This is a genomic window from Iodobacter sp. BJB302 (genome assembly GCF_002735645.1).
Taxonomy (GTDB): domain Bacteria; phylum Pseudomonadota; class Gammaproteobacteria; order Burkholderiales; family Chitinibacteraceae; genus Iodobacter.
On sequence record NZ_PDZG01000003.1, the window covers coordinates 74,618 to 86,731 of the forward strand.

Genomic DNA, 12,114 nt, shown 5'->3' on the forward strand with positions numbered 1-12,114 from the left:
GAAGAGCGCATGGGGCACAGGCCCTGTGCGTTTTTTAACTTTGATTAAACAACAAGATAATTGAGCGCAATGGAAAACAAAGTAATGACCCAGGAAAACGATCAGGATGATGAAATCAGCCTGGTTGATTTATTAATAGTACTGGCCAGGCACAAAAAGCTGATTTTTGGCCTGCCTCTTGTATTTGGTATTTTAGCTTTAGTGTATGGCTTAGTCGCTACGCCCATCTTTGAAGCAAAAACTACTATTTTGCCGCCGCAGCAGCAGCAATCCTCTGCATCTGCCATGCTGGCACAATTAGGTGGACTGGCGGGGGGCGCAGGTGCTGCTTTGGGAATGAAAAGCCCGAATGATATCTATATCGCCATGATGCAAAGCCGCCGTTTGGAAGAAAAACTACTTGAACAGTTCAAATTACAATCTGTTTATGAGGCAAAAACCAAGGGCGATGCATTACTTACTCTGGAAAATAACAGCAAAATTGTGGCGAGTAAAGATGGCTTGATTTCGATTACGGTAGAAGATAAAGATCCAAAACTTGCGGCTGCAATTGCTAATGCTTATGTTGTGGAGCTGCGCAATTTAAGCAAGGTTTTGGCCGTAACAGAAGCGGCGCAGCGCCGTCAGTTTTTTGAAGCGCAGATTGTAACGGCTAAAAAAGATCTGGCTGAAGCCGAAGTCGCTTTAAAACAGCTACAAGAAAAAACCGGCGTGTTGCAGCTGAATGAGCAGGGCAAGGTTGCGATTGAAGCCTTAGCCAGTTTGCGTGCCAAAGTATCGGCTAAGCAGGTGCAGCTGAATGCCATGCGTAATTTTGCCACTGAAAATAACCCGGAATTACAAAGAGCCAAGGCAGAGCTGGATAGTTTGCAAACTCAGCTGACGGATATGAGTAAGGGCGGGGAAGAAAACGAAGATGTGCTCATAGCCAGGAGCAAAGCGCCGGGAATTGGTCTCGATTACATCCGCAGAATGCGCGACGTGAAATATCAGGAAACATTATTTGAGCTGATGTCTAAGCAGTATGAAATTGCTAAATTAGACGAAGCCAAAGATGGTGCCAATATTCAGGTATTAGACAGTGCTATTGCGCCGGAAAGAAAAGCTAAGCCTAAGCGTGCCATCTTGATTTTATTGGCCTTATTTGCAGGATTCTTCCTGGCTATTCTGGCGAGCTTTATTTTAGAAGCATTTAATAAAATGGGTACAAATCCGGAGCAAAAACAACGTCTGGATTTATTAAAGAATACATGGAAGGGTGTAGCATGATTTTAGTTACGGGTGGTGCAGGTTTTATTGGCGGTAATTTTGTATTGGATTGGCTGGCCCAGTCTGATGAGCCGGTTATTAATGTGGATAAGCTGACCTACGCTGGTAATTTGGATACGCTGGCCTCATTAAAAAACGATGCCCGGCATATTTTTGTGCGCGCAGATATTGGCGATAAAGCAGTGATTTCTGAATTGCTGGCTAAATATCAGCCACGCGCCGTGATCAATTTTGCCGCCGAATCGCATGTGGACCGATCAATCAGCGGGCCTGGTGAATTTATCCAGACCAATGTGGTCGGCACGTTTAATTTGCTGGAAAGCGTGCGCGGCTATTGGACTGATTTAGCAGCTGAAGCCAAAGCAGCATTTCGCTTTTTGCATGTATCGACAGATGAAGTTTATGGTTCTTTAGCCAGTGATGATCCTGCCTTTACTGAAACCAAGACTTACGAGCCTAACAGCCCCTATTCCGCATCGAAAGCCGCATCTGATCATCTGGTCCGCGCATGGCACCATACCTATGGCCTGCCGGTATTAACCACCAATTGCTCGAATAATTACGGCCCTTATCATTTCCCGGAAAAACTGATACCGCTGGTAATCCTGAATGCCCTCGCTGGCAAAGCCCTGCCTATTTATGGCGATGGCCAGCAAATCCGTGACTGGCTGTACGTAAAAGATCATTGCAGCGCTATCCGCCGCGTATTGGAAGCTGGTGTGGTTGGTGAAACTTACAATGTGGGCGGCTGGAATGAAAAGCCAAATCTGGATGTAGTGCACACTATTTGCCAGATGCTGGATGAGCGTCAGCCACGCAGCGATGGCAAGGCTTATGCTGAGCAAATCACCTATGTAACAGACCGCCCTGGCCACGATAAGCGCTATGCCATTGATGCGGGTAAGCTGGAGCGAGAGCTGGGCTGGAAGCCTGCGGAGACTTTTGAAACCGGTATTGCTAAAACGGTTGATTGGTATCTGACTCATCAGGATTGGGTGCAGAATGTAACATCCGGCGCTTATCAAAACTGGATTGAACAGCAGTATGCGTAAGGGCGGGGAGTAGGGATTAGTGAGTGGGGAGTGGGGGATGAGCTGATTGGGAGGGGGCTTGTGGAGGTGTTTTGCTTCGGCGGAAAATTTATAAACTCCCCACTCCCAGCATTAGTCTCTTTGGAGCTTCGATATGGATAAACCGCATAAATCGTTGGAAACTTGGCAGCAGTCGATGTTGTTGGTGAAGATGGTGTATCAAATGACGGCTCAATTTTCTCGTGAAGAGGTATATGGCTTGAGTAGTCAGATGCGGCGAGCTGCTGTCTCCATTCCTTCAAATATTGCCGAAGGTGTGGCGCGTGGAACTTCCAGAGAATATCTACGCTTTCTCAATATAGCCCGTGGTTCTTTAAGTGAGCTTGATACGCAAGTCGAAATTTCGGCAATGCTTGCTTATGTGCAAGCGGATTGTTGTTTATTTGGGCAAGTAGATAAAGTTGGAAAATTACTCAGCGGTTTACATAGAAAAATTGCTAAGAAAGTACACGATGATGAGTGATGGCAACGACATGAATAAAAATTGTAAGCATCAATCTCAATGACAATAAACGTAATGTATATGAACTTGACTCCCCACTCCCCACTCCCCACTCTCCGCATTTTGCTTACCGGCAAAAATGGCCAGCTGGGGTTCGAGCTGCAGCGCAGTCTTGCCGTGCTTGGCTCTGTGATTGCGGTTGATCGTGAAGACTGTGATTTAAGCGATCCGGATGCGATCCGTGCGCTGGTTGCCAGAACACAGCCGCATGTGATTGTGAACCCAGCAGCGCATACCGCTGTAGATAAGGCTGAAAGCGAGCATGAGCTGGCGCACGCCATCAATACTATCGCTCCGCAAGTATTGGCAGATGAAGCTGCCAAGATAGGCGCACTGCTGGTGCATTACTCCACCGATTATGTTTTTGATGGCACAAAAGACGGTTGGTATAGCGAAACCGACACGCCCAACCCGCAGTCTGTGTATGGCAAGACCAAGCTGGCTGGTGAGCTGGCAATAGCGGCAGCGAACCCACGGCATCTGATTTTCAGAACCAGCTGGGTGTTTGGCGCGCATGGCGGTAATTTTTTAAAAACCATCCTGCGCCTCGCTGGCGAGCGTGAAGAGCTAAAAATCATCGCAGATCAACACGGTGCACCAACTGCGGCCAGCTTATTAGCCGATGTAACTGCGCATGCGATTCGCCAGGTTTTACAGACCGAATCAGTTGCCGAATCAAAATCCTGTGATTTATATGGCACCTATCATCTGGTCGCAGGTGGAAGCACCACGTGGCATGGTTATGCGCAGAGTGTAGTTGAGCTGGCAAAATCTGCGGGCGTGGCAATTAAAGCCGCACAAATTCTGCCTATACCGACTAGCGCCTACCCCCTGCCCGCAGTAAGACCGGCAAATTCGCAGCTAAGTACAGAAAAGCTGCAAGCCGCATTTGGGCTTTGTATGCCGGATTGGCAAAAGGGCGTTACGCAGGTCATGACTCTGCTGAGCAATAAATAATTCAGCTGCGACGTCTGCAAAACGCAGGCCTTTAAAATGTGAAGCAACGGACTCTTTGGCGAGTACAAGCCGCCAGAAAAAGATAAGCGAGATCAAGATGACAATTTCTAATTCTTCCGAATCAAGCCGTAAAGGCATTATCCTGGCAGGTGGCAGTGGTACACGTCTTTACCCTGCCACGCTGGCCGTCAGTAAGCAGTTGTTGCCTATCTACGATAAGCCAATGATCTACTACCCACTCTGTACCCTGCTGCTGGCGGGTATTAAAGAGATTTTGATTATATCTACCCCGCAAGACACCCCGCGCTTTGAGCAATTGCTTGGCGATGGCAGCCAGTGGGGTGTTCAGCTGCAATACGCTGTGCAAGCCTCACCAGATGGCCTTGCCCAAGCTTTTATCATTGGCGAAGAATTTATTGGAAAAGATAATTGCGCCCTGGTGCTGGGTGACAATATCTATTACGGCCACGATTTTGCCGGCTTACTGCAAGATGCATCGGCCAAAACCAGCGGTGCCAGCGTATTTGCCTACCGTGTTACTGACCCAGAGCGCTACGGTGTAGTAGAGTTTGACGAGCAGGGCAAAGCTGTAAGCCTGGAAGAAAAACCTGCAAAGCCCAAATCAAACTATGCCGTTACGGGCCTTTATTTCTACGACAACCGTGTAGTAGAAATTGCGAAGGCGATTAAACCATCCCCTCGGGGGGAGCTGGAAATCACCGATGTGAACGCAGCTTACTTAGCCATGGGCGAACTGGACGTACAAACCATGGGTCGTGGCTACGCATGGCTGGATACCGGCACCCATGAATCGTTACTGGAAGCCAGCCAGTTTATTCAGACCATTGAATCGCGCCAGGGTTTAAAAGTTTGCTGCCCAGAAGAAATCGCCTACCGCTCTGGCTGGATTGATGCCGCTCAAATAGAAAAATTAGCCCAGCCCTTAAAGAAAAACGCTTATGGCCAGTACTTATTGAACATGCTAAAAGACAAAACATTCTGATGATTTTTTGTAGCAAGCGTGCTTTACTGGCCTGCTACTTGTTCTTATCGCTTTTTGACCGATAAAAAAATCATTCTTACATAGGAATAACAGCCGAAAGGGGCTACGCCCATCTTTGGCTTGAAAAGTGCAATATGAAAATCATAGATACCGAAATTGCCGATGTGAAAATAATTGAGCCGCAAGTCTTCGGAGACGAGCGCGGTTTCTTTTATGAAAGCTTTAACCACGCCAAATTTGAGGCCGCCATTGACCGCAAAGTTGAATTTGTGCAGGATAACCATTCCCGCTCTGCAAAAGGTGTATTGCGCGGCCTGCACTATCAAATTCAACACCCTCAGGGCAAACTGGTGCGCTGCACCGTAGGTGAAGTGTACGATGTAGCGGTAGATATCCGTAAATCCTCGCTTACTTTTGGTAAATGGGTGGGCGTTACACTGAGTGCGGAGAACAAACGCCAGTTATGGATACCAGAAGGCTTTGCCCATGGTTTTGTAGTTGTTTCTGATGTGGCAGAGTTTTTATATAAAACTACTGATTATTGGTTTCCAGAATTCGAGCGCTCAATTTTATGGTGTGATGAGTATTTGAATATAGAATGGCCTAAAGTTGATAATCTCCAACTTTCAAAAAAAGATGAACTGGGTAATGGTTTTTTAAAATTACTAAATTTGAGTGATTAATCATGTCTAATAAAATAATTTCAGTAACACAACCATTTTTACCTCCATTGGAAGAATTTATTCCATACTTGGAACAAATATGGGATAACAAGTGGCTGACAAATAATGGCCCATTTCATCAACAGTTGGAATCTGCGCTTTGTGATTATTTGGGTGTTGAACATATTTCATTGTTTACCAACGGAACAATTGCTCTTGTTACAGCTCTTCAGGCTTTAAAAATTACAGGGGAAGTTATTACAACTCCTTACTCTTTTGTCGCGACGGCTCATTCGTTGCTTTGGAATGATTTAAAGCCTGTGTTTGTAGATATAGATCAGCAAACTTTTAATTTAGACCCTAAAAAAATTGAGGCGGCAATTACACCGCAAACAACGGCAATTATGCCTGTTCATTGTTATGGGAATCCATGTGATGTAAAAGCTATTCAAAAAATAGCGGACAATTATGGGTTAAGAGTTATTTATGATGCGGCACATGCTTTTGGTGTGAATTATCAAGGCCAGAGTGTTTTACGTCATGGGGATTTATCTGTGCTAAGCTTTCATGCCACTAAAGTATTTAATACTTTTGAGGGGGGGGCGATTATTTCTCCAGATGCAAAGACAAAGCAACGAATCGATTATTTGAAAAATTTTGGCTTTGCTGATGAAGTGACCGTTACCGCTCCCGGAATTAATGGCAAGATGAGTGAGTTTCAAGCTGCATTTGGTATGCTGCAATTGAAATATATTGACACGGCAATAGCCAAACGTAAAAATATTGATAATCAATATCGTGAATCATTGGCCAACATAGTTGGAATAACAATTCCTGATACCGTTATGCAAACAGAAAATAATTACTCTTATTTTCCTGTTTTGATTGAGGAAAGCTACCCATTGACACGAGACGAGCTTTACTTAAAGCTGAAAGAAAATGACATTCTTTCACGTAGATACTTCTTCCCTCTGATTAGTGACATGCCCATGTATAGAGGCATGCCTTCGGCTGCACCTGGATCTCTGCCTGTCGCTAAGGAAATGGCCGATAAAGTGCTATGTCTACCAATATTTACGGAGCTTTTATCCGCAGATGTAGAACGCATTGTTTCTTTTTTAAAATAATTTAATTTCTAAGGTAATTTGTGATGGATAACTCAAAAAAAATACGGCAGGCATTTGCTAAATCGCTAAATATTGATGTTGACACGATTAAAGATGAACTGGCTTATAACTCTATTCCAGAATGGGATTCTATTGCTCATATGGTTCTCGTTGCAGAACTGGAAAATATTTTTGATGTGATGCTGGATACGGATGACATTATCGATATGAGCTCTTTTGCAAAAGCGAAAGAAATATTGGCTAAATACCACGTTGTGTTTGATTAATTATGCTATTACAAAATAATATTGCGCTTGTTACAGGTGCAGCTAAAGGCATAGGCTTTGCTGTAAGTTATTTATTTGCGATGCAAGGTGCTCATGTTTTTATGACGGGGCGTAATATGAACGCCCTCACTTTAGCAAAGGATAAGATATTAGTTTCCTTTCCAGAAGCTAAAGTTAGTGTTATTGAAATGGATGTTACAAATGCGGATAGCGTGCGCAATGCTTTTCAACAAATTTTCAAACAAACTAAGCGACTGGATATTTTAGTATCTAATGCAGGTATTTTGGACGATGCACTAATTGGGATGGTTACTCCATCACAATTGCAGCACACTTTTGAAACAAATACATTCGGTGTTATTTATTGTGCTCAATATGCAAGTCGTTTAATGGCCCGCAACAAAAGGGGGAGCATAATTAATCTTGCATCTATTATTGGCACTAATGGAAACATAGGGCAAACGGTGTACGCGGCTAGTAAATCTGCAGTGATTGGTGTTACAAAATCTTTATCTAAAGAACTTGCTGCTCAAAATATACGGGTAAATGCAATCGCTCCTGGGTTTATTGATACTGATATGGCTCGCTCAATTGGTGAAAGTAAATATCAGGAAAGATTGGATTCTATTGCAATGGGGCGTATTGGATCTGCTGAAGAGGTCGCGCAAGTTGCCCTTTTCTTAGCGTCAGATCTTGCCTCATATGTAACTGGGCAAACGATTGGAGTTGATGGAGGAATGTTGATTTGAATTTTGCGACAGAGTTGGAGCATTTTGGGGATCGGATTGCACTCGTTTCTGATCAGGGAGAAAAATTAAGTTATACCGAATTAGCGGCGCTGTCAGATTCGATATTTACGAGTAACTCTGCACCTGTTGCTCCTGCTCTGGTTGCTATTGAGTGTGATAATTCGCTGGTTAAAATTGCAGCGTATTTGGGGGCTTTGCGTGCAGGGATTCCTGCATTGCTAGTAGATGGAAAGTTAGATGTTTCGCTAAAAGAAGCACTATATTCCCACTATGGGATTACTTATATTTGTTTAGGTCACCACTGGCTTGTTCGGCCGGAAGTGAAATCAATTGACGTGCATCCGGATGTAGCATTGCTATTATCTACATCTGGCAGTACTGGTTCACAAAAATTAGTAAAGCTTTCAAATCAAAATTTGCATTCAAATGCAGTATCGATTGCCGAGTATCTTGGAATTACTGCTGATGAACGCCCAATTACAGTATTACCTATACACTATTCATATGGGCTATCTGTAATAAATAGCCACTTAGTGGTTGGCGCAACGCTGCTTGTTACTGGTGAGCCAGTAACATCTAAGCATTTTTGGTGCTTTTTTAAAGAACATGCCGCGACCAGTTTTTCCGGGGTTCCTGCGACATATAAAATGTTAAAGCAATTACGTTTTGAACGTATGGATTTACCGTCGTTAACTCATTTCACTCAGGCTGGAGGGCGTTTATCCCCAGATCTGGTTGAATGGTTTAATCATTATGCTGTTAATACAGGGCGTCGATTTTTCGTGATGTATGGCCAAACAGAAGCAACTGCACGTATTTCTTTTGTGCCATTTGAATTATTAGGTGAAAAAAAATCTTCTATTGGAATTGCAATTCCGGGAGGTGTCTTGTCATTGATTGATGAAGCTGGGAATGTAATTGACAATAGCCATGTTAAGGGTGAGCTTTGCTATTGCGGTGAAAATGTAATGATGGGCTATGCTACTGACATTTATTCGCTTTCTGAGCCTGATACGCAGAATGGATTTTTAGCTACAGGTGATTTAGCTTGGCGTGACGAAGATGGCTACTACTTTATTGCTGGCAGGTTAAAAAGATTTATTAAAGTTTTTGGTAATCGTATCGGTTTGGATGAAGTTGAAGCTCAGTTGCATTCTGAAGGTTATGATGTTGTAGTTACCGGTGAAGATGATGGACTTATGATTGCAGTGCGGAGTAATTGTAACTTATTAGATTTAAAGACTAGTATTGCTCAGCGATATCACTTTCATCCATCGGCTATTCATTTATTTAAAGTTGATGATTTTCCTTTGTCATCAGCAGGGAAGGTCAGATATGCTGATTTGCTTGAACAACTTAAGTTACAAAAATGAACGCTAATATGCTTAATAATTTACATAGTTATTTTGATTTGCCTGTATATGGTTTACCACAGGCTAAAAAATCAGAGCTACTCACGCAGGCTCTTTGTGGGCTAACTGAACACCATAAAAATCATTGTGAAGAGTATAAAAGAATTTTAAGTGCGCACCAATTCGGTTTAAATGCGATAGAAAAGCTGGAGCAAATTCCATTTTTGCCTGTTCGCCTATTTAAAGATTATGAGTTAGCTTCTGTAGTAAAAGAAGATGTATTTAAAGTATTAACATCATCTGGTACCACTTCGCAAAAAGTTTCAAGAATAGTTTTAGACCGCCAGACATCTGCTGCACAAACGAAAGCTTTAGTGAAAATTATTCAAGATTTTTTGGGGAAAGATCGTCTTCCAATGTTAATTTTGGATCACCCTGGTGTGATTCGAAATCGCCAAACTTTTTCTGCCAGAGGCGCGGGAATATTGGGGCTATCAACTTTTGGCCGTGATCATACTTATGCTTTGAAAGATGACAGCATGGCTCCTGATTTGGAGCTAATACGAGCATTTGCAGAAAAACATAAAGGCAAACGTATTTTTATTTTCGGCTTTACTTTTATGGTGTGGAAGTATTTTTGTGAAGCACTAAAAGATGATCCTTTAAGACCTGTATTCGAAGATGCAGTATTAATTCACAGTGGTGGCTGGAAAAAACTGCAAGATGAAGCGGTAAGTAATGAAATGTTTAAGCAGACTTTAGCTCAACAGTTCGGTATTCATTCGGTACATAATTTCTATGGAATGGTGGAGCAGGTCGGATCTATTTTTATGGAGTGTGAGCACGGGCGTTTACATGCCCCTGTATTTGCTGATGTACTCATAAGAGATGCGCATAACTGGTCTGTATTACCTATTGGACAAGCAGGGCTAATTCAAGTTGTCTCAGTCCTGCCAACGAGCTATCCAGGGCATAGTTTACTTACTGAGGATGTTGGCGAAATGATAGGAATTGATGACTGTCCATGTGGCCGAAAGGGAAATTCTTTCCGTGTCCATGGACGCATCGCAAAAGCAGAAGTGCGCGGATGCAGTGATACACATACTCAACAATAAGCACAAAACGAATATGAAACAACAATATGAAAATTTAGTTTCTGCATCCCCTTCTCTGGATGATCTGAGTGTAGTGGCGCCATTAAAGCCATTTGCACAACAGACCTTAGATTTTATTGATGCGCTCTCATCATCAATTATGCAATCTGCTTCCGCGCGGAAGCACCCCGAATTAATGGCTCTTGCATTTTGGATGCGTAAAGCGAATCTAACTCGCCTGGCAGAAAGCTTTTACAAAGAAATTGGCGACAGATTGTATGTACCGAGAGGTACTGTATTTCACGTTGCACCATCAAATGTAGACACAATATTTGTTTACTCATGGTTTTTGGCTATGCTCAGTGGCTGTCGGAATATTGTTCGCTTATCCAGCAAACGCACTGAACAAGCGATAGTGCTTACTGATTTAATATCAGATTTACTGGAAAATTTAAAACATCAGGATATTGCTAAGCGCACCTTATTAGTACGCTACCCTGCCGATAATTTGATTACAGCTGATTTTAGCGCTGTTTGTGATGTAAGGGTTATTTGGGGCGGAAATAGCACTGTGGAGCAGATTAGAGCAATACCTATTCCCGCTGCAGCAATGGATATTGCATTTTCAAATAAGTATTCAATTGCACTTATTCATGCTGAACGTTGGCTGACCCATAATGAAGGGAAGCGTGATGCGGAAGTAAACGAGTTTTGGAATGATGCGTATTGGTTTGATCAAATGGGCTGCTCATCTCCACGGCTGGTGTTGTGGGTTGGCGAAGTAGAGTTTGTTCAGAAAGCAGCTAAAGATTTTTGGTCACGGCTCGATGCTTTACTTGCTAAAAAACAGACACGATTTTCTGATGCTGATTATGTAAATAAGCGAATGGCTGCTGATAGTCTTGCAATTGATAGTAGCGTAAGAATTGATACTGGAACTGCAAATAATTTGGTAAGAGTTTGGCTGGATACCCCAGCTTTACATATTAATTACCACTGTGGGGCAGGGCTATTTTTTGAGAGTCAGTTGTCGTCGCTTGCTGAAATAAAAGGACTCTTATCTCGTACAATCCAGACGGTTAGCTATTGTGGCTGGACTAAAGATGAAATGAGAGGTTTTGTACTTGAAGCACCATTAGTTGGTATTGATAGAATTGTCCCATTTGGGCAAGCCTTAAATTTTGCTACCGTTTGGGATGGCTTTGATCTTACGCGGGTATTTTTGCGTGAAATTACAATTTCATAAAATTATATATTATTTAAAAGAAGAATCAGAATGCCATTTATTAGCGAAGACCCAATTTTTTCAGTAGTGATCGCAGGAGCAGGAGGGTTTGGCTTAGAGATATTTGATTATATCAATGAAGAAATAAAAAATGGTGGGCCTGCTATTGCAGGTTTTATTGATGATACACCTGGAGGAAAAATCCCCGAGGGTATTGATTTGCCTTGTTTAGGCACTATTGGTGATTTTAAGCCTGAGCCAGGGCAGATTGTGATTGTGGCACTTGGAAGTGCAAAGGGCAGACGAATTGTTTTAGAGAAGCTTTGGGCCAACCAAGTAAAAACCCCTGCTTATTATCACTCATCAGCAGTTTTGTCACCAGCTGCAAAGTTAAATCGTGGTGTGGTTGTTTGCCCTTTTAGTATTGTTAACCGTAATGCAATTTTAGATAAAGGCTCTGTATTGAATGTACATTGCAGTGTAGGGCATGGTGCCTTTGTTGGTGCCTATTCAGTTTTATCACCTTATGCTGCATTAAACGGAGATGCAAAAATAGGCTCCGCGTGTTTCTTGGGAACAAGAGCCACAATTTATCCGAGAGTTTCTATTGGTGATGATTGTATTGTTGATACAAATACAGGAGTGAGGAGCAATACAGAAAATAAAAAAATGATCACATCTCGTGGTGATTATAAAGTGCTTAATATAAGGGTGTAGTTTATTAATAAATTGGTTTCTTAATAAAGAATATATAATTAAAAGACATTAATGGATTGTTTTTAGATTATAAATAGTTCTCTTTTATAAAAAGTTTGCT

General features: G+C 42.6%; 13 protein-coding genes. All 13 read left to right on the forward strand.

Annotation, left to right across the window (positions count from 1 at the left end; all coding sequences use genetic code 11):
• Nucleotides 1-69: 69 nt before the first annotated feature.
• The 13 genes from CSQ88_RS01770 (at nt 70) to CSQ88_RS01830 (ending at nt 12,014) form a co-directional block, all read left to right on the forward strand.
• Complete coding sequence (locus CSQ88_RS01770) at nt 70-1,269, forward strand: Wzz/FepE/Etk N-terminal domain-containing protein (RefSeq protein WP_099396402.1); 1,200 nt, start codon at nt 70-72, stop codon at nt 1,267-1,269.
• Entirely contained in the window at nt 1,266-2,321 is a 1,056-nt protein-coding gene (gene rfbB, locus CSQ88_RS01775; protein WP_099396403.1) for a dTDP-glucose 4,6-dehydratase, read from the forward strand. The genes CSQ88_RS01770 and rfbB overlap by 4 nt, the downstream gene beginning before the upstream one ends.
• 133 nt (nt 2,322-2,454) lie before the next feature.
• Nucleotides 2,455-2,823 carry a four helix bundle protein gene (locus tag CSQ88_RS01780; protein ID WP_099396404.1) on the forward strand — a complete coding sequence of 123 codons (369 nt, stop codon included), beginning with the start codon at nt 2,455-2,457 and terminating at the stop codon, nt 2,821-2,823.
• Nucleotides 2,824-2,883: 60 nt separating this feature from the next.
• On the forward strand, nt 2,884-3,819 hold the full coding sequence (gene rfbD / locus CSQ88_RS01785; RefSeq protein ID WP_099396405.1) for a dTDP-4-dehydrorhamnose reductase: 936 nt from the start codon (nt 2,884-2,886) through the stop codon (nt 3,817-3,819).
• Nucleotides 3,820-3,916: 97 nt separating this feature from the next.
• Nucleotides 3,917-4,822: a glucose-1-phosphate thymidylyltransferase RfbA gene (gene rfbA / locus CSQ88_RS01790; RefSeq protein ID WP_099396406.1), complete on the forward strand. Its 906-nt coding sequence runs from the start codon at nt 3,917-3,919 to the stop codon at nt 4,820-4,822.
• Between the two features lie 134 nt (nt 4,823-4,956).
• Nucleotides 4,957-5,505, forward strand: a complete 549-nt coding sequence (gene rfbC / locus CSQ88_RS01795; protein WP_099396407.1) for a dTDP-4-dehydrorhamnose 3,5-epimerase — start codon at nt 4,957-4,959, stop codon at nt 5,503-5,505.
• A gap of 2 nt (nt 5,506-5,507) precedes the next feature.
• Entirely contained in the window at nt 5,508-6,611 is a 1,104-nt protein-coding gene (locus CSQ88_RS01800) for a DegT/DnrJ/EryC1/StrS aminotransferase family protein (protein ID WP_099396408.1), read from the forward strand.
• Nucleotides 6,612-6,634: 23 nt separating this feature from the next.
• Nucleotides 6,635-6,877 (forward strand): acyl carrier protein, encoded by a 243-nt coding sequence (locus CSQ88_RS01805; RefSeq protein ID WP_099396409.1) that lies wholly within the window; start codon nt 6,635-6,637, stop codon nt 6,875-6,877.
• 2 nt (nt 6,878-6,879) lie between these two features.
• Nucleotides 6,880-7,626 (forward strand): SDR family NAD(P)-dependent oxidoreductase, encoded by a 747-nt coding sequence (locus CSQ88_RS01810; protein WP_099396410.1) that lies wholly within the window; start codon nt 6,880-6,882, stop codon nt 7,624-7,626.
• Entirely contained in the window at nt 7,623-8,999 is a 1,377-nt protein-coding gene (locus CSQ88_RS01815) for an AMP-binding protein (protein ID WP_099396411.1), read from the forward strand. The genes CSQ88_RS01810 and CSQ88_RS01815 overlap by 4 nt, the downstream gene beginning before the upstream one ends.
• 8 nt (nt 9,000-9,007) lie before the next feature.
• Nucleotides 9,008-10,093: an acyl-protein synthetase gene (locus tag CSQ88_RS01820; RefSeq protein WP_099396412.1), complete on the forward strand. Its 1,086-nt coding sequence runs from the start codon at nt 9,008-9,010 to the stop codon at nt 10,091-10,093.
• A 13-nt stretch (nt 10,094-10,106) separates the two neighbouring features.
• Entirely contained in the window at nt 10,107-11,318 is a 1,212-nt protein-coding gene (locus CSQ88_RS01825) for an acyl-CoA reductase (RefSeq protein ID WP_180273494.1), read from the forward strand.
• 30 nt (nt 11,319-11,348) lie between these two features.
• Nucleotides 11,349-12,014, forward strand: a complete 666-nt coding sequence (locus CSQ88_RS01830; RefSeq protein ID WP_099396414.1) for an acetyltransferase — start codon at nt 11,349-11,351, stop codon at nt 12,012-12,014.
• Nucleotides 12,015-12,114 lie beyond the last annotated feature (100 nt).